We start from the raw sequence: 21,187 nt of genomic DNA, 5'->3' as shown, positions 1-21,187 counted from the left end.
GCACCGGCTCAATACCCCGCCACGACCCCATCGGCGCGGGGATCGGTCGCCCCCTCCAGAACGCCGTCGGGACGGCGCACGATCGCCCCGGCATGGCCGGTCACCTCGTCGAACGGCCCCAACCGGGTCACGGTATGCCCCGCCGCCTCAAGGGCCGAGATCACCGCCGGATCGAGCCGGCTTTCGACCTTCACGTCGTCGGTACGCCCGACCCAGGTCCGACCCAGCATCCAGCGCGGCGCCGTCACGGCCTCCTGCAGCCCCTGGCCGAACAACACGTGGCGGGTGAAGATCTGCGCCTGCACCTGCGGCTGCGCGTCACCGCCCATGGTGCCGTAGACCATCGTCGCGCCGTCGGGCAGCCGCGCCATGGGCGGGTTCAGGGTGTGGAACGGCCGCCGGCCCGGCTTCAACACGTTGGGCCGGGCCGCGTCGAGCTGAAAACTCGTGCCCCGGTTCTGCCATAGGATCCCCGTGTCGCCCAACACCACGCCGGCGCCGAACTCGTGGTACAGGCTCTGGATGCAACTGACCGAACGCCCTGCATTGTCGATGCAGCCCATCCACACGGTATCGCCGTCGCCGACCCCGTTGGCCGAAGGCCACGGCGCGGCGCGGCGCCGGTCGATGCGGGCCGCGCTCTGATCCAGCATGGTGTCCGACAGGTAGGTCGTCGGGTGCAGCGCCATGTAGCGCGGATCGGTCACATGCCGGTCACGCACCGCGAAGGCCACCTTGGCCGCCTCGATCAGCCCGTGCGCATGGTCGAACGATCCCGCCTCGGTCACCCCCAGGCGTTCGAACAGGCCCAGGATCATCAGCGAGGCCAGCCCCTGGGTCGGCGGCTGCGTGTTGTAGACGGTGCCGTGGTCCAGCTTCAGGACCAGCGGTCGGCGCCGCACCGAGCGGTGGCTGGCCAGATCATCCGAAACCAGCGGGCTGCCCACCGCCTTCAACTCGGCCGAGATGGCGCGGCCAACCTCGCCCCTGTAGAAGTCCCCCAGACCGCGCTCGGCCAGGCGGCGCAGCGTCTCGCCCAGGGCCGCGTTGCGCAGACTCGCACCGGCGGCGGGCGCCGCCCCGTCCTCCAGGAACAGGTCCGCGAACCCCGGTAGGTCCGCGAGTTGATCCCTGACCTGCGCCGTGGTCCCGGCCAGCGATTGTGCCCGGGGACAGCCCGCCTCGGCGTAGTGGATCGCGTCTTCCAGCAGGCGCGCCAGCGGCAGCGCGCCGTCCCAATGCTGGCCGCTGATCTCCAGCGCCGAGGCCCAGCCGGACACCGCGCCGGCCACCGTGTTGGCCGCCAGAGGACCGCGGACCGGCACGCGGTCCAGTCCCTGGGACCGGTACAGGTCGACGGTGACGGCCTTGCCGGCCACGCCGGCGGCCTCGATGGACAAGGGCGCGCGCCCGGGCCGGGCCACCAGCCAGAAGGCATCGCCGCCCAGGCCGTTCATGTGCGGATAGACGACGGCGCACGCGGCGGCGGTGGCCACCATGGCCTCGATGGCGTTGCCGCCCTCGCGCAGGACTCGCAATCCCGCCTGCGCCGCCAGATGGTGCGGTGCGACCACCATGCCCCCATCGGCCATCAGGGTGTGCAGCATGGCTCCTCGATCCCGTCGTCGGCGTATCGGACGTTCGTCATGTATGCGGGATCGGCCCCACCTTCGTCCAGCACCTCTTGGCAGGTTGCCCGGTCCGGCGGAGCGGAGTAAGGAAGGGGCGCTCCCGCGAAAGCCCGGCGGAAAAGGCGCAATGAAACGAGACTACACCCATAGCATATACATGCCCATTCCGTGGGAGATTTTTCATCGCGACACGCGCGTGCTTGCACAGCGGGTCCTGGCCACGGGGCGGCGCTTCGACGGGATCATCGCCATCGCCCGTGGCGGCCTGATCCCCGCGTGCATCATCGCCCGGGAACTGGACATCCGCACCGTCGAGGCGGTCAGCGTCGCCAGCTATGATGATCGGTCCCAGGGCGAGCCGCGTATGCTCAAGGGCGTCGACACCGAACTCGTCGGCGACGGGCACAACTGGCTGATCGTCGACGACCTTGTGGATTCGGGCGTGACGGCCGGAGTCGTCCGCCGCCTCCTGCCCCGCGCCATCATCGCCACGGTGTACGCGAAGCCGGAAGGCCAGGCGGCCGTGGACCTGTTCGCCGTCCCGGTGCAGAGCGAGTTGTGGCTGCTGTTCCCGTGGGATGCCGAACTGAAGCCCAACGAGCCCCTGGCCCGGAACGGGCTGGGCGGCAAGCCCGGACCGTGACGCGCCGGTGCGGATGACAATTGTTCAAAGGGCATGACCCGGCGCGCAAGGGCGTGCAGAATGGCGGCCCCAGGGGCGCCGCACTGCGCGATGCGGCCTGGGACCCGAAGAAACAAGGACCATGCCCATGCGTTCCAAGGCTTTCTTGATCAGAGCGTTCCTGTTGCTTGCCCTGATCATGGCCGGCGCCGCGCGCCTCGCCCCGGCGAATGCGACGGAGCCGGAGCCGCTCAGCCTCGGGTTCATGCCCTACCTGAACGCCGAACACCTGATCGAGAAGTACACGCCCCTGGCCGACTATCTGTCGGACCACCTGGACCGGCCGGTCCGGATCACCGTGGCCCGCAACTACAACGAGCACATCCGCCTGACCGGGGAGGATCGGCTGGATATCGCCTTCCTCGGCGGCAGCCCCTATGTCGTGATCGGCGAGCGCTATGGCCTCAAGCCCCTTCTGGTCCGGTACGTGTTCTCGGGCAAACCGACCTTCCGTTCAGTCATCCTGGTCGACGCCAACAGCGGGGTCCAATCCTTGGCCGACCTGGCGGGCAAACGCATGGCCTTCGGCAACGTGAACTCCACCCTCAGCACGCAGGTTCCGTTGTACATGCTGATGCAGGCCGGGGTGGGACTGGGGGACCTGGCCGCCGCAACGCATCTGCGCAACCACGAGAACGTCATCCTGGGCGTACGGTTCGGCGACTTCGACGCCGGCGCGGTGGCCGAGGAGGTCTTCAACGAGCATGATGACGGGACGATCCGCGCCCTGGCCCTGTCGCCGGACCTGTCGACCCATGTGTTCGTGACCCGCACGACCATGGACCCGGCTCTGCGGCAGACCATCGCCACGGCGCTCATAAGCCTGCGCGACGATCCGCGCGGCCCGGCGATCCTGGGCGCGATCAGCCCGACCCTGACCGGATTCGCCCCGGTGCGCGATCGCGACTACGACCTGCATCGGACGATTCTGGCGGACGTCCTGCCCGTCCTCGGGGAGTGACAGGCCAACGATGGGGCGCACCCTGAAACACAATCGGTGGGGGCTGCTGGTCACCATTGTCCTGGTTCTGACGCTGTTCGCCTCGCTCGCCAGCGTGCTGGTGCATGGTCAACAGAAGGCCCGGTTGACCGAGGACCACGTCCGCAGGATGCGGATGGAGGCCGATCTGATCGGCGCCGTCCTGACCGACGCCATGCTGCGCCACGATTACGCCGAGGGGCAGCGCCTGCTGGCCGACTGGACGGCCAAGCACACCGAGGTCGTGGTCCTGACCGTCGAGTTGGACAACGGCCGGCCCTTCTTCGTCTATCGAGCACAGGGCCACACCGGCAGCACGCCGTTGGCGGTCGAGCGCGTGTTCCGGTACCACGACCGCGCCCTGACCCTGACCCTGTGCCATGACGTGGCGGAGCTTACCGGCGCCATGGCCTCCCTGCGGGGTGGGCTCGTTCTGTTAACGGTCTCATTGATCGGCCTGACGGCCCTGACCCTCTGGTACATCCTCTTCCGCTGGATCCTGCGGCCGATGGAGGAGGAGATCGCCACCCGCACCCGCGACCTGAACGCGGCCCGCGACACCCTGGAGCAGCAGGTCGCGGAGCGCACCGCCTCGCTGGCCGCCGAGATCGACATGCGCCGGCGCGCCGAGGCCGAACTCCGCAAGCGCGGAATGCTGGTCGAGCAAAGCCCGGTCATGATCTTCATCACCGATCGCGACGGGGTGATCGAATACGTGAACCCGAAGTTCGAAGAGGTGACGGGATACGTGGCCGCCGAGGCCCTTGGCCAGACGCCACGCCTGATCAAGTCGGCCGACACGCCGCGCGCCGTGTACGAGGACCTGTGGCGCACGATCCTCGCGGGCCGCAGTTGGCGCGGCGAACTGAAGGATCGCCGCAAGGACGGCCGCGAGTTCTGGGCCACCGTCGCCATAACCCCCATCAAGGACACGGACGGCGCGATCACCCACTTCGGCGCCCTGCACGAGGACATCACCGAGCGCAAGCTGGCCGAGGAGTCGATGATCGAGGCCCGCCACGCCGCCGAGATGGCCAACAAGGCCAAGACGGACCTGCTGGCCAACATGAGCCATGAGTTGCGCACGCCGCTGAACGCCATCATCGGCTTTTCGCAGGCGATGACGGACGGCCTGTTCGGTCCGCTCGGCGATGAGCGGTACGGCGAGTACGCCGCCTTTATCCGGTCGTCCGGCACGCACCTGCTGGACCTGATCAACGACATCCTGGATGTCTCGGCGGTCGAGGCCGGCCGTCTGACCCTGAACGAGGAGCCGGTCAGCCTGGCCGACATCTTCGAGTCCTCCTCGCGTCTCGTGATGCCCCACGCCGAGACCGCCGGGGTCACGCTGAACAGCACCATCGGCCGCGACCTGCCGCTGGTCGAGGCGGATCCCCGGCGACTGAAACAGATCCTGCTCAATCTTCTGTCCAACGCCGTCAAGTTCACGCCAGAAGGCGGCCGGGTCGACTGCGACGCCCGGATCGACACGGACGGGGCGATGGTGATCACCGTGCGCGACACCGGCATCGGCATGGACGCGGACGGCCTGGCCACCGCCATGTCCAAATTCGGCCAGGTGGACAGTTCCCTTTCGCGCAAGCACGAGGGCACCGGCCTGGGCCTGCCCCTGACCAAGGGTCTCGTCGAACTGCACGGCGGCACCCTGGACTTGGCCAGCACGGTCGGCGAGGGCACCACGGTCACCGTACGCCTGCCCGCGTGGCGGGTGATCGCGCCGACAGGGACGATGCGTTAGACATGCCGTGGGTTGCCCCGACATTGCGCGGGGGGGCTCCCGAAAGCCCAACACGGGACAGACCACGGCGACGGTGGCACCAGCCACGCCTTGGGATCAGGCCTGCCCGTCCGGCGCGTGCCCCTCGCGGCGCAAACGCGCCCACACGGCCCGCCGCTGGGGCGACGTCATCCGTTTCCAATCGCGGATTTCCGCCAGGGTGCGCCCACAGCCCACGCACACCGCCCCCGCCTCATCCAGCCGACAGACCGAGATGCAGGGCGAGGGGACCTCGTCGTCTTCGTCGGGAGACTCCGCCATCGCGCGTTCCGAAAGGTCCTCGGTGGGGCTCAACAGCCGTCGTCGTCCAGGGGCGTCAATTCCTTCAGCGACGCCCGCAAGGCCATGGTGCCGAAGTCCTGAATGATCTCCTGGGCCACCCCGTTGGCGTGGTAGCGCAGCCGGATTTCGTACTCGGGCAGGCTGCCCGTACTGTCGGGCGCGAAAAAGCTGAGCACCATACGCCAGGACGGCCCGGCCAGCAGGGCATGATCCGCCAGTTCCGACGGCGCGCCGGCCGGCACGGCCTCGATCAGCACCGCCGTCGCCTGCATCGGGCCGGCCGGTTCGGAGCCATCGAACATCGGCACGGTGAAGATGCGCTTGCCCTGGCGCGCCGCCCGCAGCGCCGCGAAGGTGTGTTCCGCCGGCAGCATAACATCGGGCGCCAGGTCCATCGTCTTTTCCTCGGGGTGCGAGAAGGTGGCCACGCCGCCCTCGCCCGGGTCCATGCGCGCCCTGCCGTCGATCAGCTCTTGGACCGCGCCGTTCCGTTCCGAGCGGATCCGGAACCGGTACTGGGTGCTGTCCTTGCTTTCCCAGGAAATGAACGACCAGTCGGTGCGGACCGAGTCGGCGCGGGCGTAGGACAGGTCCAGGTGGGTGCGGCTTTCCATGGCCCACCCGTCGCAGGTATCCGTGATCCGGTAGTGCATGGCGCCGCGCGCGCCAATCACCGGGCTGCCGTCCGCCCGGCTGATCAGGCGCAACTCGTAGCGGGCCTCGTGCGGCGTGAGGGAGACCGCCTGCCCCGACGCGCCGCCGTCGTCCTCGGCCGTGGCGGGCGCGGCCGCCAGGCCAAGCGTCAGCGCCGCCAGGATCATCCCAAGGATTGCCCGACCGGGGCCGCGCCAGCCCGTCGAATGCCGCCTCTGGGTCACACGCGCGCCGCTGATCGTCATGCCGGGAGCCTCCTGTCCTGTTCCATGGTCACCGGGACCGCCGGGTTTGGCCGTCCATCCCGCACCGCCCCAATTTGGGTCGGGACGCCGCCGAAGTCCAAGGAAGAGTGGACGGAAGAGTGGACGGAAGAGTGCACTGGGCCGGTGCCGCCAGCCCAACCGCGCACGAAAAACCGGCGGTGCGTGGGGGAAACGCACCGCCGGCGGGGGGACAGAAGAACGCGAACAAACGCCGTCTTCTGCGGCCAGACAGTAGCGATGCGGGCCTGACGGTGGGCTTACCCGTATATTACATCTCATTCATATAACACCGATACCAGAGCACGATGATCCGACTCATCGCGCCCGGATCAGCGTGCCCGCGCCGTGCGGCGTGAACAGTTCCAGCAGGATGGCGTGCGGCACGCGGCCATCCAGGATCACCGCCGCCTCGACGCCGTTCTCGACCGCCTTCAGGCAGGTCTCGACCTTGGGGATCATACCGCCCGAGATCGAGCCATCGGCGATGCCCGAATGCGCCTCGCCGGCCGACATCTCCTCGACCAGCGTCCCGGCGCCGTCGAGCACGCCCTTGACGTCCGTCAGCACCAGCAGCCGCCGGGCATCGACGGCGGCGGCGATGGCCCCGGCCACCGTGTCGGCGTTGATATTGAACGTCTCGCCGTCATCGCCCTGGCCGATTGGGGCGATCACCGGGATGACGTCCGAGCCCTCGAAATAGTTCAGGACGTGCGGCTGTATTTCGGTCGGCTCGCCGACGAAGCCCAGGTCCAGCAGCTTTTCGATGTTGCTGTCCGGGTCCCGGCGCGCGCGGCGCAGCTTGGTGGCCCGGATCATGTGGCCGTCCTTGCCGGACAGGCCGATGGCGAAGCCGCCCGCCTGGGTGATGGCGGTGACGATCTCCTTGTTGATGGAGCCGGACAGAACCATTTCGACGATGTCCACCGTGGCCCGGTCGGTCACCCGCAGGCCGTCGATGAACTCGGACTGGATTTTCAGGCGCTCCAGCATCCTCTGGATCTGCGGCCCGCCGCCGTGCACCACCACCGGGTTGATGCCCACCTGTTTGAGCAGCACCACATCGCGCGCGAACAGGGTGGACAGGTGCGCGTCCCCCATGGCGTGGCCACCGTACTTGATGACCACGGTCTCGCCCGAGAACCGGCGCATGTAGGGCAACGCCTCCGACAGGGTCTTGGCCTTTTCCAGCCAGACCTCGCGCAAGGCCTCCTTGTCCTGACCGATTCCGTCGTGGCCGCCCATGCCCCGGTCCCCCTTCACGATCCGTTTGTCACGCCGTGCCGTCGCCCGCCGGCAGCGCGATCTCGGCCAGCGCGGCGCGCACCTCCGGCACGCCCTCGCCCGTCTGCGCGCTGGTCGTCAGCACGTCCGGATGGGCCGCCACATGGCCGGACAGCGCCGCCCGCGTGGCCGCCAGCACGTCGAAGAGCGCCTTCTTGCCCGGCTTGTCGGCCTTGGTCAACACCACCTGATAGTTCACGGCAGCGCCGTCGAGCATGGTCATGACCTCGCGGTCGATGCCCTTCAGGCCGTGGCGCGCGTCCACGAGCAACAACACCCGCCGCAGGGGCGGCCGACCTTTCAGGTAGGCGTTCACCAGCCGCGTCCAGGCGTCGACCTTGGCCTTGGGCGCACGGGCGAAGCCGTGCCCGGGCAGGTCGGCCAGCATCAGGCGCGGGCGGCCCTCTCCGCCCAGCGTGAACAAATTGATCTCCTGCGTGCGGCCTGGCGTGTTGGAGGTGCGAGCCAGCGTCTTGCGGCCGGTCAGGGCGTTGACCAGGCTGGACTTGCCAACGTTGGAGCGGCCGCAGAAGGCGACCTCCGGCAGGTCGGAGGCGGGCAGGCCCGACAGGTCGGCGACGCCGCGCAGGAAGGTGCAGGGCTGGGCGAACAGCACCCGGCCGGCTTCCAGCCGGGCTGCCGCCTCGTCCTTCGCGTCATCCTCCGCCAAGACCCCGATCCCCGCCCGCTCAGGGATTCACCTTCGCCCCCATGCGCCGCATGATGTACCACTGCTGCGCCATGGACAGGATGTTGTTCAAGGTCCAGTAGATCACCAGCCCGGCGGCGAAACGCGCCAGAATGAAGGTGAACAGGATCGGCAACATGGCCATGATGCGGGCCTGCGTCGGGTCGGGCGGCGTCGGGTTCAGTTTCTGCTGCAGGTACATGGACGCGCCCATGATGAGCGGCCAGATGCCGATGTGCAGGAACGTCGGCGCATCCCACGGGATCAGCCCGAACAGCGTGAAGATGTTGGTGGGGTCGGGCGCCGACAGATCCTGGATCCAGCCATAGAACGGCGCGTGCCGCATCTCGATGGAGACGAACAAGACCTTATACAGGGCGAAGAACACCGGGATCTGGATCAGGATCGGCAGACAGCCCGACAGCGGATTCACGTTCTCGCGCTTGTACAGGCCCATGATCTCCTGCTGGGCGCGCTGCTTGTCGTCCTTGAAGCGCTCCTGGATCTTCTTCAGCTCCGGCTGCATCTTCTTCATCTTCGACATCGACGTGTAAGCCTTGTTGGCCAACGGGTAGAAGGCCAGCTTCAGAAGAATGACGAAGGCGATGATGGCAAGGCCATAGTTGCCAAGCAGGTTTTCCAGCCAGAGCAGGGAATAGAAAAACGGCTTGGTCATGAAGTAGAACCAGCCGAAGTCGATGGCCAGGTCGAAATTGGTGATGCCGTACTGGTCCCCGTAACCGTCCAGCAATTGCACTTTCTTGGCGCCGGCGAACAGGCGGTTTGTCGTTTCCACGCTGCCGCCCGGCGCCAGCGTCTGCCCGCTCAGGCGGTAGTCCACCTGAAAGCGCTCGCGGCCGTCGGTGACGTGGCGGATGAAGCGGGCGTTGGCCTCGCGCTGCTGATCGAAGGCCAGCGCCGCCAGCCAGTACTTGTCGGTGATGCCGATCCAGCCGCCGGTGGTGGTGTGGGACTGGGTCGACTCGTCTTCCAGGTCGCCGTAGTTCACCTCGGTCAGGGTGCCGTCGAAGACGCCCAGCGGCCCCTCGTGCAGGATCCAGATGCCGGTGGTGGCCGGCCGGTCGGTGCGCGAGACGAGCCCGTAGGGGAACATCGTCAACGGGGTCTCGCCGGTGTTCTCGACCCGCTGGGTGACGGTGAACATGAAATGCTCGTCCACCGCATACGTGCGCGTGAAGCGAAGGCCGGCGCCGTTGTCCCAGGTCAGCGTCACCGGTTCGCCGACCCGCAGCGTGTCCGAAGACGCCGTCCACGGGGTGTCCGCGCCGGGCAGCGGCATGGAGACGGACCCGCCCCCCTGTCCGGCGGCCACCCATCCGAACTCGGCATAGTACGGATCCGGCGCGCCGGCCGGAGAGAACAGATGAATCGGCGGACTGTCCTCCTCAAGCGACTCGCGATAGTCCGTCAGGATCAGGTCGTCCACTCGCGCCCCGCGCAGGCGGATCGATCCTTGCAGCTCGGCCGTGTCGATGGTCACCCGGCCCCCGTCCGACGCCGCCAGCGCCTGCGCCCGCGACACCACGTCCGCGTCCATCACGGGTCCCGGTGCGCCGGGCGCCGGGGGAATGCCCGCCTCCGTACCGCCGGGCGCCTGGGGCGCGGACCCCGGCACGACGCTCGCGCCGTCGCCCGTCGCGGTGCCGTCCGCCGTCTGGGCCTGTTCGGTCTGCTCCGTCGGGGGCGGCGGGAACATCGTCCGCCACACGAACTCGAAACCGAACAGAACGGCAATCGAAAGCACGATCGCGAGGATCAGATTACGCTGGTCGACCATGGGTCCTTTGTCCGTCACACGATCCGGCCGAGGTCCGGCCGGTCGGAAGAGCGGGCGCGCCGGCGCGGGCGCCCCACGCGGTGTCAATCATGGCGCTGAATCGGAAGGCGGGTCGGCGGGCGCGTCGGCCGCGCCGGCCCGGGCCGGATCCCCCGCACCCCCTCGGGCACGCCGTGGCGCGGGGACGGGATCGTATCCCATGCCGCCCCAAGGATGGCAACGAAGAATCCGCTTCAGGGCCAACCATCCGCCGTACAGCACGCCATGGCGCTCCAACGCCTCCATGGCATAGGCCGAACAGGTCGGCAGGTAGCGACAGTTCTGTCCCAGATAGGGCGACAAAACAAGCTGATAGACGCAGATGACACCGCGCAGGGCGTGGCGCGGCCAGTGCGCCAAAGGCGGGAGCCGCCAGCTCATGACGGGGCCTTCCCGGCGCCCCGCCCGCGCCGGCGCCCATCGCCGCGTCCGCCCGCCCGGCCACCGCCGCCACCGCCAGCACCGGCGGCCAGCCGGTCCAGCGCCTTGCGCATGTCGCCCAGCATCCGCGCGAAATCCTGCTCGTTGGTCTCGCGCCGGCCGATCAGCACATAGTCCCAGCCCGGCCGGGCGGCGACCGGAAACACCTGATCGGCGGCCGCGCGCAAGCGGCGCCGGGCGCGGTTGCGGACCACGGCCTTGCCGACCTTGCGGCTGACGGTGAAGCCCAGGCGCGGGGCCAGCGCATCCACACCGAGCCGACGCACGGCCGGATTGGGCGCGGCCTGCAGGATGAAACCCGGCGCCACCCACTTGGTGCGGGCGCCGGCCACGCGCAGGAAGTCGCCCCGGCGCTTCAACCGCTCCACCGCTTGCCGGGGCGGGTCGGCCGCCGTGCATCCGGGCGAAGACGCGGTCATGCTGGCTGCGACCCCGTGCTGTGGAGAGGTGTGGGGTGTGGGGTGTGGGGTACCCGGTCCTAGGCGGACAGGCGCTTGCGGCCCTTGGCGCGGCGGTTGGCCAGGACGCGGCGACCGCCCACGGTCGCGCTGCGGCTGCGGAACCCGTGCCGCCGCTTGCGGACGAGCTTGCTGGGCTGATACGTGCGTTTCACGGTGGCGACTCCGTCGGCCAGAACAAGTTTGAAAGGGAAGGGCGGGTTTATACTGGCGCCCCCCGGCCCTGTCAACGCCGAGCCGACGTTCACGGATTCGCCGCCGCACTTCTCGCTGGCAAAAGTTAAGACTATGTGGCAAAACAATATGGTGTCCAGTGTTTTAAAGGTAATGTGAGAAGTTCGGCGGACATGGGCGCGATGCCCCGCTCCGCGCCTGTCCTCCCGGGGGAGCGACCGATGACCCCACCACGCGCCCCAGGCGCGATCGCGCGACACCCGGCCCGGTCCCACCGCGCCGGCCCGTCGCGCTGGCCGTGGTACCGCCTGGCGGGCGTGGCCCTGGTGATCTGCGCGCCCTTTGCCGGCATGGCGCTGGCCACCCAGCTTGCGCCCGAGCCGGCGGCCGCGCGGGACGAGCCGGCGTCGCTGGCCGTCGACGCGTTTCCGGCCCAGGACCTGGCCGACCAGGCCAAGGCCGAGGTGTTGCGCCTGACGCGGCGGCTCGCCCTGGTCAGGAAGGAGCACGCGACCGCGACCGGCGAGACGCGCCGCCTTCTCGGGGAGGCGGTCGCCGCCCTGTCCGAAGGCCGGGCCGGCTTCGCCATTGTCTCGCGCGCGCTGGGTCATGCGCCCACGCCCGTCGACGCCGCCACCGTGGTCCGGGCGCGTGCCGATGCCGACGCGGCCGAAGCCGCCGTGCGGCGCGCCGATGCCTTGCTTGCCCAGGCCCGCCGCCGGGACACGGCGGCTCCTGCCGAAACCTCGGCGCCCGCCGCGCTGCCCGACCCCGCACCGCCCGAGCCAGCTGTTGCGGCGGACGCCACGCAGGGGCCACCGGCGCCGCCGCCGGCGCTGTTCCGCATCCTGACACCGCCGGCCGCCGACAGGGCGAAAGCGACGGCGGAACCTCCGGCCCAGCCCGAGCCCGAACCCGAGTCCGCGCCGCCGCCGGAGACGGCAAGCAACACGGCCGCCCCTCCGCCGCCCGAGACGGTGACCCCGCCAGCCCCTCGCGACCCAACGCCGCCCGCGCCACCGCCGCCCCTGGCCGGCGCACCCAAGCCGGCCGGTCCGGCCCGGCCAGCCGCCGCCTCCACGGTACGGCCGGCGCCGCCGGTCGCGACCGCTCAACCCCAGCCCGGCCCGCCGCCGGACGACCCGTCCGCCCCAACGCGGACGACCACCAACGCCTTGCGCACCCTGGACCCGCTGCCGGCCACCGGCCCCGTCACCCAGACCGCGCGCCTCACGGCGACCACACCCGCGCCCGACGCCCCGCACGGCAGCACGCTGGTGGACAACCTGGGTCGCACCCTGCCCTCGCCCCCAGCGGTCGAGATGACCGGCACCGCCGCCCTTCCACCCGAAGGACAGCCGCCGTTCGAACGCGGCGGGCCGGCCGACTGGCGCCCCGCACTGAACCCGCTGGCCCGGCCGCCGGGTGACCCGTCGGTCGTGGTCCATCCCGATTTCGCCGGCCCGGCTGTTCCGGACGCGCTGCCGGCCGCCGCCAGCACCCGCGCCTATGCGGACACGGCCCCCGCGCGCACGCGGCCGCTGGAACTGGCGCCGCCCGGCGACGCGCCCCCCGAGACCGACACCACCCCACCCGAGGAGCCGAAGCCCCGGGCCGCCGCGCCGCCCCCGGAGCCAACGCCAACCAACACAGCCACGCCGCCGGCGCCGTCGCGTCCGCCTCCGGCCGATCGCGACGATCCGCCGCCGCCGCCGCCCACGATCGCGGAGACCGAGACCACCGCCGCGCCGCCCCCGCCGCCGGCCGTCGCCGCGCCCGCGCCCCTGCCGCGGCGGACCGAGACCGCCGGCGTGCAGCCCTTCGCCCTCGGTCCGGCCGACTCGGCGCCGCCGGCCGAGTCCCGCGCGCCCGACGCGCGCGCGCAGTTCGCCGACATCGCCGTTCAGGTCGCGGCCCATCACACCAAGGCCAAGGAGATCCTGGGGCAAATCGATCCCGTGCGCAGCGACCTGACCCGCCGCATGGAGGCGCTAGCGCCCGACGATCCGCGCCGCGCCGGCATGGCCGAGGTGCGCGACATTATCACGACCGCCGAATCCAGCCTGCGGGCCGCCGTCACGCGATTCGGAGCACTGTCGGAACAGTTGCGGGTCGTGCTGGCACAGGATCCGGCTCCCGCCGTGGACTGGACCCCGCGCGACGCCGCGCGGCAGGCCATCGCCGCCAGCACCAAGGCCAACCAGGGCGTGAACGGTCTCAAGCAGGCCATGGCCCGATTCGAGGCGGTGATGACGCAGGGCACCACCCGCCTGACACCGGGCGCCCTGGCGCAATAGAGTCGCGTCCTGGTGCCGCGTGTCAGGCGGCGCCGGACACCGGTGTCGCGCGCTCAATCCGCATCCGCTCCCGGGGGGAGTGCATGGCCTCCCATAGATCGGTGCGGCGCTGCACGTTCAGCCAGAACTCCGGGCTGTTGCCGAACACACGCGCCAGAATCAAGGCGGTCGACGCGGTCACGGCGCGGCGGTCGTTGCACAGCTCATTTACATGTTTGCGGGGCACGCCCATGGCCTCGGCAAGCGCGGCCTGTGTCAGGCCCATCGGCCGCAGGAACTCCTCGGTCAGGATTTCGCCTACCGTGGCCGGCTTGCGTTTGGTTTCAAGCATGGACGGAAGCCTCGCGCGCGGCTCGAATCAGAATGCCTCGACCGTACCGCGCCACGGGTCGAATGCAAGCATCGGCACGCTTCGTGCATCAAACAAACCGCTGGAACAAACGCTTATAATCTCTTGAATCATATCCGTTCTTGGCTTATGCTCCGGGTTTAAGAGAGCCCCTCCCCTGCCCTGCCGCGCGGCCGCATCCGGACCGCCCTTGCCAGACGCCCGCGCTTTCAGCGCCCGGGCGCGGGCCTTCTGTCTTTCGCACATGCACTAGATATAGTTATCCACACCCCTGTGGACACAAAATCTATTGCCATCGGTCCCCGCCACGCATACTGTTGGGTCCACGCGTCGACGGAGACACAACATCCTGTGCACCACACGATGTCACGCCGTCGACCCGCGCCAGCCACACGCAGAGGGGACACGCGAGCCATGCGCATCGACCGCCACTATACGACCGAGGGCCAGGACCCCTACGCCGACATTGCCTTCCGCGCCACCGCCAGCGAGATCCGCAACCCGGACGGCTCGGTGGTGTTCCGGCAGGAAAACATCGAGGTGCCCGCCGACTGGTCGCAGGTGGCGAGTGACGTGCTGGCGCAGAAGTACTTCCGCAAGGCCGGCGTGCCCCTGGCCCTGCGCCCGGTGCGCGAGGACGACGTGCCCGCATGGCTGTGGCGGCACGAGGCCGACACCGAGGCCCTGGCCGACCGCCCGGCCGACGCGCGCACCGGCGGCGAGACCAGCGCCCGCCAGGTGTTCGACCGGCTCGCCGGCACCTGGACCTACTGGGGCTGGAAAGCCGGCTACTTCGACGCCGAGTCGGACGCCCGCGCCTACTTCGACGAACTACGCTTCATGCTCTGCACCCAGATGGGCGCCCCCAACAGCCCGCAGTGGTTCAACACCGGCCTGCACTGGGCCTATGGCATCGACGGGCCGTCGCAGGGCCACTACTACGTCGACTACAAGACCGGCGAGATGGTCGCCTCGCACAGCGCCTATGAACACCCGCAGCCGCACGCCTGTTTCATCCAGTCGGTCAACGACGACCTGGTGAACGAAGGCGGCATCATGGACCTGTGGGTGCGCGAGGCGCGCCTGTTCAAGTACGGCTCCGGCACCGGCACCAACTTCTCGTCCCTGCGCGGCGAGGGCGAGCCCTTGTCCGGCGGCGGCAAGTCGTCCGGCCTGATGAGTTTTCTCAAGATCGGCGACCGCGCGGCCGGGGCGATCAAGTCGGGCGGCACCACGCGGCGCGCCGCCAAGATGGTCATCTGCGACGTCGACCACCCCGATATCGAAACCTTCATCAACTGGAAGGTCCGCGAGGAACAGAAGGTCGCCGCCCTGGTGACCGGTTCCAAGACGCTGGCGCACCACCTGAACGCCGTGCTGGGCGCCTGCCGCCAGTGGGACGGCGCCGCCGACGCGCCTGATCGCTTCGACCCCAAGGTCAACAAGACGCTCAAGAAGGCCATCGTCGCCGCGCGCAAGGCGCTGGTGCCGGAGAACTCCATCCAGCGCGCCATCCAGTACGCGCGCCAGGGCTACGCCACGCTGGAGATCGAGACCTTCGATGCCGACTGGGACTCGGCGGCCTACCAGACCGTGGCCGGGCAGAACTCCAACAACTCGGTGCGCGTCACCGACGACTTCCTGGAGGCGGTCGAGCGCGACGGCGACTGGAACCTGACCCACCGCCTGAGCGGCAAGACCGCGAAGACCATGAAGGCCCGCGACCTGTGGGAACAGATCTGCGAGGCCGCCTGGAACTGCGCCGACCCCGGCCTGCAATTCGACACCACCATCAACGAGTGGCACACCTGCCCGGCGGGCGGGCGCATCAACGCGTCCAATCCGTGCTCGGAGTACATGTTCCTGGACGACACGGCGTGCAATCTGGCGTCGCTTAACCTGATCCGCTTCCGCCGCGAGGACGGCACGTTCGACGCCCAGGGGTTCGCTCATTCGGTGCGGCTGTGGACCATCGCCCTGGAGATCTCGGTCCTGATGGCCCAGTTTCCGGCGCGGGAGATCGCCGAGCGGTCCTTTGACTACCGCACGCTGGGCCTGGGCTACGCCAATATCGGCGGCCTGCTGATGGCCAGCGGCCTGCCCTACGACAGCGAGGCCGGCCGCGCCCTGTGCGGCGCCATCACCGCGCTGATGACCGGCACCGCCTACGCCACGTCCGCCGAGATGGCGGAAGAGATGGGTGCGTTCGCGCACTACGCCGACAACGCCGACGCCATGCTGCGCGTCATGCGCAACCACCGCCGCGCCGCCCGGGGCGAGTTGAAGGGCTACGAGGGCCTGTCGGTGACGCCGGTGCCGCTCGACCACGCCGACTGTCCGCAGCCGGACCTGATCGACGCCGCCGTCGCCGCCTGGGACCGCGCGCTGGAGCTGGGCACCGCCCACGGCTACCGCAACGCCCAGGTGTCGGTGATCGCGCCGACCGGCACCATCGGCCTGGTGATGGACTGCGACACCACCGGCATCGAGCCCGACTTCGCCATCGTCAAGCACAAGAAGCTGGCCGGCGGCGGCTATTTCAAGATCATCAACCGCATGGTGCCGGCGGGCCTGCGCGCGCTCGGCTATGACGAGACGACGATCGAGCGCATCGGCCGCTATGCCACCGGCCACGGCACGCTGAAGGGCGCGCCCGGCGGCGACGGCGCCCTGACCCACGCCGCGCTGCGCGCCAAGGGTTTCACCGACGAGGCCCTGGGCCGGCTGGAAGATGCCCTCGGCACCGCCTTCGACATCCGCTACGCCTTCAACGTCTGGACCCTGGGCGAGGACTTCTGCGTGCGCGGGCTCGGCCTGTCGGCGGAGCAGATCAACGACCCCGGGTTCGACATGCTGGCGGCCCTGGGCTTCGGCAAGGCCGCCGTCGAGGCCGCCAACACCTACGTCTGCGGCGCCATGACGGTGGAGGGCGCGCCGGGCCTGAAGCCCGAGCACCTGCCGGTGTTCGACTGCGCCAACCCGTGCGGCCGCATCGGCAAACGCTATCTGTCGATGGATGCGCACATCAAGATGATGGCGGCGGCGCAGCCGTTCATTTCCGGTGCCATCTCCAAGACCATCAACATGCCCAACGACGCGACGATCGCCGATTGCGACCGCGCCTATCGGACGTCGTGGAAGCTGGGGCTGAAGGCCAACGCGCTGTACCGCGACGGCTCCAAGCTGTCGCAGCCGCTCAACGCCCAGGTGCTGGACGACGAGGACGGCGACCTCGCCGATGACATCGCCGACGCGCCGGCCGCCGAGCGCACCACGGTGGTCGCGGAGCGCGTCGTCGAGCGGGTGGTGCACCGCCTGCAGCGCCACCGCCTGCCCGATCGCCGCAAGGGCTACACCCAGAAGGCCGTGATCGGCGGACATAAGGTCTATCTGCGCACCGGCGAGTACGAGGACGGCAGCCTGGGCGAAATCTTCATCGACATGCACAAGGAAGGCGCCGCCTTCCGCTCGCTGATGAACAACTTCGCCATCGCCATTTCCATCGGCCTGCAGTACGGCGTGCCGCTGGAGGAGTTCGTCGAGGCGTTCACCTTCACCCGCTTCGAGCCGTCGGGCATGGTCGAGGGCAACGGCGCCATCAAGATGGCCACGTCGATCCTGGACTACATGTTCCGCGAGATCGCCATTTCCTACTTGGGCCGCAACGACCTGGCCCACGTGCAACCGGACGACCTGCGGTCCGACACCCTGGGCCGTGGCAACGACGAGGGCGACTTCACCGAGGAGTGGGAGGAGGAGCACCTGCCGCGCGAGGTGTCGGCCGGGTACGTGCGCTCGAACCTGTACGTGCTGCACGGGAACGGCCGGGCGCACGGCGCCGAGGCGGTCGCGACCGAGGCCCGCGAGGCCGCCGGCGGGACGGCGGTGCAGGCGCTTGCGGTGGGGCAGACCATGGCCATGGCCCCGGTCGGCGGTGGCGGCGGGGGCGCCGGCGGCGGCTCCGGAGACTCCACCATGGCCCGCATCCGCGAGGCGCGCATGAAGGGCTATGAGGGCGATTCCTGCGGCGAATGCGGCAACTTCACCCTGGTGCGCAACGGAACGTGCCTGAAGTGCGACACCTGCGGGGCAACGAGCGGGTGTTCGTGAGGATTGCGGGTTGGGGCGGGCCTGCGCCACTGGCGCGGCCCGCCTGAAAGCGACATGCGCAAGCGTGAGCACTCGTGCTCACTCATATCAGCCGACCGAAGTCATGACTCGTCGCCATTCGCCGGGCGCAGTGCCGACGCGGCAGATCCCTCGGCTCGCTTCGCTCGCTCGGGATGACAATTTTCTTAAAAAAACAAATACATACGTCATCCCGAAGCGTCCGTTAGGACGCGAGGGATCTCCCAAGGCCGTGTGTCGACGGTCCGGAAAACGTGTCACGATTTTCGTCGCCCGGTATCACTCACTGTCTTGAGTTCCCGCGTTCGTCGGCAATGAGCACCGACCGCGCCTCGGCCGGCGGGAGCTTCAAGCCGCGGCCGCGACAGATCAAAGGTTTACATTTGGGCAGTGGGCAAAGAGTATGTTCGAGATCCGAACCGCTTGGAGCCTAACCCTTTGAGAAACAAAACTCTTTACACGATTGGATACGAAGGGGCGTGCCCAGGGGATTTTTGGGCGACCTTGGTGGCGGCTCGCGTACAGATCCTCATTGACATCCGGGACAAACCATTCTCGCGCAAGAGCGGCTTCTCGAAAAGGGCCTTGGAAGAGGACGCCGCCGCGCACGATATCGGCTACGTCCATCTTTCTGGCCTTGGAGACCCCAAAGAAGGCAGAGAGGCCGCGAAGGCAAGAAACTACGAATTGTTTACCAGGATATTTGAGTCTCATATGAAAACACCACAAGCGCAGTCGGATCTGAAACAAGCCATGACCTTATCCACGGAAGGCACGTCTTGCCTCCTGTGCTATGAGCGAAAACCTCAACACTGCCACCGGATGATTGTGGCGAAACACATGATGTGGTATGAGGAGTTTCGTGTTTGTCACCTTGGAGTGCAGGCAGGGATAGTCAGGAAATGTCTGCCGTCATCCGCAACCTATGAAGACAGAAATCTCGACATCGGGCACTTCTGAAGCTGTCGTCATCGTAAAGGCAGCACCTCAGGTGAGTGCCCGACACGGTGAAACAGTCTGCTGCGCAGCTATTGACATTTACGGGCATTGGCTTCGTTTGTATCCGGTATCGTTTCGATACCTTGATGAAGGCAAGAAGTTTGGGCGATGGGACCGGATTAAGTTTCGTTGGAGGTTGCCTTCGGATGACAGACGGTTTGAGTCGAGGCGAATTGACCAGGACTCACTTCAAATCACTGGGAAACTTAGACAAAGTGACAGAGAGTTATTCTTGTCCAATACTGTGGTCACGAGCTTGGCCAATGAGAAGGAACGGGGAAGAAGCCTCGCGTTATTAAAAGCAGACATAGTGGATTTTTTGATTGAGAGAAAGGACGACAAAGAGATCAATTTACAACAGTCGAGATTCGATGCATTACACGCACAAGCGGACCTTTTCAACACAAAACCTTTGATACCCTATGCACCTTCTCCCTACAAGTTTAAATACAAATACATTACCGATGACGGCGAGCGAGAAGGAACATGCCAAGACTGGGAGATCGAAGCAACATTCTACTATCATTCGCGCGAATATGGTGAAGACAAGGCGCTTTCATTCATAAAGGCAAAATTCGGTGAAGAATATCCGCGCAAAGGTATGCTTCTGGCAATGGGAACCCATTCGCTGCATCCCGATACATGGTTAATAAACGGGATCGTTCGTCTTGACGATATTCGACAGCTTTCACTGTTCTAACCATGATCCTCAGTCCGTCGGATGCGCTGACGGCCGCGTTCGCGGCCCTCAGCGCACCCTACAAGCCCCCTGCCCTACCGCTCATACGTCGCGGTGATGCTGGCGCTGTCGAGCGCGCCGCCCTGAAGGAAATACCCGACCATAGCCCCTGACGCGCTTTCGTCCACGGGCAGGCTTTCGTCGGGCAGAGCGTAGACGGTGAAGATATAGCGGTGCGGGCCGTGCCCCTCCGGCGGGCAGGCGCCGCCGAACGCGTTGCCCCCGAAGTCGGTGCGGCCCTGAACCGCGCCCTCGGGCAGCGGCGCCTCGACGCCCACACCCGTCGGCAGCGACGTCGTCTCGGCCGGGATGTTGAACAGGGTCCAGTGCCACCAGCCGGAGCCGGTCGGCGCGTCCGGGTCGTAGACGGTTACGGCGAAGCTCTCGGTCCCCTCCGGGGCGCCCGACCAGGACAGCGCCGGCGACAGGTTGCCGCCCTCGCAGCCGAAGCCGTTGTAGACGTGCGCCTCGGTCAGGGGCTCGCCGTCGGTGATGTCGTCGGAGGTCAAGGTCATGTCCGCCTGGGCGGCGCTCGCCCCGGCGACCGCGAAGCCGATCGCCGCGACAGAGGCGGAAAAGGCACGAAAAGCGCGCATGGTGCTCTCCCTGGGTTGAAATGGGGTGGGTGGACGTGATGGCGGCCGGCGCCGACCGTCCGGCGCCCAAACACCGACAAAGCGATGACGTGAGCACGATCGATCCGTCCCGCAACCGTGCCGCCGCCCGATCCGCCTCCGCCCGCCTTCCCATCGGGCGCCGCGTGCATTACAACGGCCCGTCTCCCTCCCCCGACGGATCCGAAGACGATGACCGAGTTGACCTCCCTGTGCGTGTTCTGTGGCGCAAAACCCGGCAATAACCCAGCCCTGGCGGACGCCGCCCGCACGCTCGGCACGGCCATCGGCCAGTCGGGCCGGACGCTGGTGTTCGGCGGTGGCCGCGTCGGCCTGATGGGCGAACTGGCGCGGGCGACGCGCGACGCTGGCGGGCACGTCGCGGGGTTCATTCCGGAGCACCTGGAACGCGCCGAACGCGCCGACAAGACCCTGCCGGAGTTGCACGTGGTCTCGGACATGCACACCCGCAAGCTGGGCATGTTCGAGCGCGCGGACGCGTTCTGCATCCTGCCGGGGGGGCTGGGCACGCTGGACGAGACCTTCGAGATCCTGACGTGGCGCCAGCTTGGCCTGCATGACAAGCCGATCGCCCTGCTCAATGTCGAGGGATTCTGGGATCCGCTGCTGGAGGTGATCGACCGCATCATCGTCGAGGGCTTCTACCACACCGCGCACCAGCACCGCCTGTTCACGGTCGTCACCGACCCGGAGGCGGTCCTGCCCACCCTGGCGGCCGAACTGGCCGGGCAGTCCCCCGACGCCGCGCCCGCGCCCGGTCACGACGCCCGGGCGCTGGGGTAGGCGCGCCCCTCTTGCGTTGTGCCATCCCTTGACGGGCGGACCATGGACCGCCTTCATCGTGCCTGCTTGACGTCGCGCGACACTCG

Annotated in this window: 19 protein-coding genes; 8 read left to right on the top strand and 11 right to left on the bottom strand. The window is 68.2% G+C overall.

The features are described 5' to 3' along the window. Window positions 1-8: 8 nt before the first annotated feature. Window positions 9-1,607, bottom strand: coding sequence for a gamma-glutamyltransferase family protein (locus tag Q0309_RS05510; RefSeq protein WP_299438290.1), 1,599 nt, complete (start codon window positions 1,605-1,607; stop codon window positions 9-11). A gap of 151 nt (window positions 1,608-1,758) precedes the next feature. Here Q0309_RS05510 and gpt point away from each other — a divergent pair, with 151 nt between their 5' ends. The 3 genes from gpt to Q0309_RS05495 all read left to right on the top strand — a co-directional run bounded on the left by gpt (window position 1,759) and on the right by Q0309_RS05495 (window position 5,051). Continuing rightward, window positions 1,759-2,274: a xanthine phosphoribosyltransferase gene (gene gpt, locus Q0309_RS05505; RefSeq protein WP_299438288.1), complete on the top strand. Its 516-nt coding sequence runs from the start codon at window positions 1,759-1,761 to the stop codon at window positions 2,272-2,274. A 127-nt stretch (window positions 2,275-2,401) separates the two neighbouring features. Then, entirely contained in the window at window positions 2,402-3,274 is an 873-nt protein-coding gene (gene phnD / locus Q0309_RS05500; RefSeq protein ID WP_299438286.1) for a phosphate/phosphite/phosphonate ABC transporter substrate-binding protein, read from the top strand. Window positions 3,275-3,284: 10 nt separating this feature from the next. Continuing rightward, window positions 3,285-5,051, top strand: a complete 1,767-nt coding sequence (locus Q0309_RS05495; protein ID WP_299438284.1) for a PAS domain-containing sensor histidine kinase — start codon at window positions 3,285-3,287, stop codon at window positions 5,049-5,051. A gap of 96 nt (window positions 5,052-5,147) precedes the next feature. Here the strand turns inward: Q0309_RS05495 and Q0309_RS05490 are convergent, their stop codons facing one another. From Q0309_RS05490 to rpmH, 8 genes are all read right to left on the bottom strand, one after another. After that, entirely contained in the window at window positions 5,148-5,351 is a 204-nt protein-coding gene (locus Q0309_RS05490) for a DUF1289 domain-containing protein (protein WP_299438282.1), read from the bottom strand. Between the two features lie 29 nt (window positions 5,352-5,380). After that, window positions 5,381-6,271, bottom strand: coding sequence for a DUF1849 family protein (locus Q0309_RS05485; protein WP_299438281.1), 891 nt, complete (start codon window positions 6,269-6,271; stop codon window positions 5,381-5,383). 336 nt (window positions 6,272-6,607) lie between these two features. Next, window positions 6,608-7,534: an acetylglutamate kinase gene (gene argB, locus Q0309_RS05480; protein ID WP_299438280.1), complete on the bottom strand. Its 927-nt coding sequence runs from the start codon at window positions 7,532-7,534 to the stop codon at window positions 6,608-6,610. 28 nt (window positions 7,535-7,562) lie between these two features. Then, window positions 7,563-8,243, bottom strand: a complete 681-nt coding sequence (gene yihA, locus Q0309_RS05475) for a ribosome biogenesis GTP-binding protein YihA/YsxC (protein ID WP_299438278.1) — start codon at window positions 8,241-8,243, stop codon at window positions 7,563-7,565. A gap of 19 nt (window positions 8,244-8,262) precedes the next feature. Beyond that, window positions 8,263-10,059: a membrane protein insertase YidC gene (gene yidC / locus Q0309_RS05470; protein ID WP_299438276.1), complete on the bottom strand. Its 1,797-nt coding sequence runs from the start codon at window positions 10,057-10,059 to the stop codon at window positions 8,263-8,265. A gap of 87 nt (window positions 10,060-10,146) precedes the next feature. Further along, window positions 10,147-10,479: a membrane protein insertion efficiency factor YidD gene (gene yidD / locus Q0309_RS05465; RefSeq protein WP_299438274.1), complete on the bottom strand. Its 333-nt coding sequence runs from the start codon at window positions 10,477-10,479 to the stop codon at window positions 10,147-10,149. Further along, window positions 10,476-10,958 carry a ribonuclease P protein component gene (rnpA, locus tag Q0309_RS05460; RefSeq protein ID WP_299438271.1) on the bottom strand — a complete coding sequence of 161 codons (483 nt, stop codon included), beginning with the start codon at window positions 10,956-10,958 and terminating at the stop codon, window positions 10,476-10,478. Before rnpA ends, yidD begins: the two co-directional genes overlap by 4 nt. A 59-nt stretch (window positions 10,959-11,017) precedes the next feature. Next, a complete protein-coding gene (rpmH, locus tag Q0309_RS05455) occupies window positions 11,018-11,152 on the bottom strand; it encodes a 50S ribosomal protein L34 (RefSeq protein ID WP_299438269.1) in 135 nt (44 codons plus the stop codon). Between the two features lie 240 nt (window positions 11,153-11,392). Between rpmH and Q0309_RS05450 the strand changes: the two genes are divergently transcribed. After that, entirely contained in the window at window positions 11,393-13,468 is a 2,076-nt protein-coding gene (locus Q0309_RS05450) for a hypothetical protein (protein ID WP_299438267.1), read from the top strand. A 22-nt stretch (window positions 13,469-13,490) separates the two neighbouring features. Here Q0309_RS05450 and Q0309_RS05445 read toward each other — a convergent pair whose 3' ends face one another. Continuing rightward, window positions 13,491-13,799, bottom strand: coding sequence for a HigA family addiction module antitoxin (locus Q0309_RS05445; protein WP_299438265.1), 309 nt, complete (start codon window positions 13,797-13,799; stop codon window positions 13,491-13,493). A 432-nt stretch (window positions 13,800-14,231) separates the two neighbouring features. Here Q0309_RS05445 and Q0309_RS05440 point away from each other — a divergent pair, with 432 nt between their 5' ends. The 3 genes from Q0309_RS05440 (at window position 14,232) to Q0309_RS05430 (ending at window position 19,644) form a co-directional block, all read left to right on the top strand. Then, the gene (locus Q0309_RS05440) at window positions 14,232-17,927 is read left to right on the top strand and encodes a vitamin B12-dependent ribonucleotide reductase (protein WP_299438263.1); all 3,696 of its coding nucleotides are present in this window, start codon (window positions 14,232-14,234) and stop codon (window positions 17,925-17,927) included. 408 nt (window positions 17,928-18,335) lie between these two features. Beyond that, window positions 18,336-18,905, top strand: coding sequence for a DUF488 family protein (locus tag Q0309_RS05435; protein ID WP_299438261.1), 570 nt, complete (start codon window positions 18,336-18,338; stop codon window positions 18,903-18,905). Window positions 18,906-19,200: 295 nt separating this feature from the next. Beyond that, entirely contained in the window at window positions 19,201-19,644 is a 444-nt protein-coding gene (locus tag Q0309_RS05430) for a hypothetical protein (protein ID WP_299438258.1), read from the top strand. A gap of 74 nt (window positions 19,645-19,718) precedes the next feature. Here the strand turns inward: Q0309_RS05430 and Q0309_RS05425 are convergent, their stop codons facing one another. Further along, window positions 19,719-20,198, bottom strand: a complete 480-nt coding sequence (locus tag Q0309_RS05425; RefSeq protein WP_299438387.1) for a YbhB/YbcL family Raf kinase inhibitor-like protein — start codon at window positions 20,196-20,198, stop codon at window positions 19,719-19,721. Window positions 20,199-20,489: 291 nt separating this feature from the next. Between Q0309_RS05425 and Q0309_RS05420 the strand changes: the two genes are divergently transcribed. Further along, on the top strand, window positions 20,490-21,101 hold the full coding sequence (locus Q0309_RS05420) for a TIGR00730 family Rossman fold protein (RefSeq protein WP_299438256.1): 612 nt from the start codon (window positions 20,490-20,492) through the stop codon (window positions 21,099-21,101). Window positions 21,102-21,187 lie beyond the last annotated feature (86 nt).

The organism is uncultured Rhodospira sp., assembly GCF_937138205.1.
Classification (GTDB): domain Bacteria; phylum Pseudomonadota; class Alphaproteobacteria; order Rhodospirillales; family Rhodospirillaceae; genus Rhodospira.
The sequence above is the reverse complement of the archived record's forward strand: the minus strand, read 5'-3'. Positions and strand labels throughout refer to the sequence as shown.

What these genes read in the sequence shown, in the direction of transcription:
- Q0309_RS05510 (WP_299438290.1), bottom strand. Translation starts at nt 1,607, where the DNA reads ATGCTGCACACCCTGATGGCCGATGGGGGCATGGTGGTCGCACCGCAC.
- gpt (WP_299438288.1), top strand. Translation starts at nt 1,759, where the DNA reads ATGAAACGAGACTACACCCATAGCATATACATGCCCATTCCGTGGGAG.
- phnD (WP_299438286.1), top strand. Translation starts at nt 2,402, where the DNA reads ATGCGTTCCAAGGCTTTCTTGATCAGAGCGTTCCTGTTGCTTGCCCTG.
- Q0309_RS05495 (WP_299438284.1), top strand. Translation starts at nt 3,285, where the DNA reads ATGGGGCGCACCCTGAAACACAATCGGTGGGGGCTGCTGGTCACCATT.
- Q0309_RS05490 (WP_299438282.1), bottom strand. Translation starts at nt 5,351, where the DNA reads ATGGCGGAGTCTCCCGACGAAGACGACGAGGTCCCCTCGCCCTGCATC.
- Q0309_RS05485 (WP_299438281.1), bottom strand. Translation starts at nt 6,271, where the DNA reads ATGACGATCAGCGGCGCGCGTGTGACCCAGAGGCGGCATTCGACGGGC.
- argB (WP_299438280.1), bottom strand. Translation starts at nt 7,534, where the DNA reads ATGGGCGGCCACGACGGAATCGGTCAGGACAAGGAGGCCTTGCGCGAG.
- yidC (WP_299438276.1), bottom strand. Translation starts at nt 10,059, where the DNA reads ATGGTCGACCAGCGTAATCTGATCCTCGCGATCGTGCTTTCGATTGCC.
- yidD (WP_299438274.1), bottom strand. Translation starts at nt 10,479, where the DNA reads ATGAGCTGGCGGCTCCCGCCTTTGGCGCACTGGCCGCGCCACGCCCTG.
- rnpA (WP_299438271.1), bottom strand. Translation starts at nt 10,958, where the DNA reads ATGACCGCGTCTTCGCCCGGATGCACGGCGGCCGACCCGCCCCGGCAA.
- Q0309_RS05450 (WP_299438267.1), top strand. Translation starts at nt 11,393, where the DNA reads ATGACCCCACCACGCGCCCCAGGCGCGATCGCGCGACACCCGGCCCGG.
- Q0309_RS05445 (WP_299438265.1), bottom strand. Translation starts at nt 13,799, where the DNA reads ATGCTTGAAACCAAACGCAAGCCGGCCACGGTAGGCGAAATCCTGACC.
- Q0309_RS05440 (WP_299438263.1), top strand. Translation starts at nt 14,232, where the DNA reads ATGCGCATCGACCGCCACTATACGACCGAGGGCCAGGACCCCTACGCC.
- Q0309_RS05425 (WP_299438387.1), bottom strand. Translation starts at nt 20,198, where the DNA reads ATGACCTTGACCTCCGACGACATCACCGACGGCGAGCCCCTGACCGAG.
- Q0309_RS05420 (WP_299438256.1), top strand. Translation starts at nt 20,490, where the DNA reads ATGACCGAGTTGACCTCCCTGTGCGTGTTCTGTGGCGCAAAACCCGGC.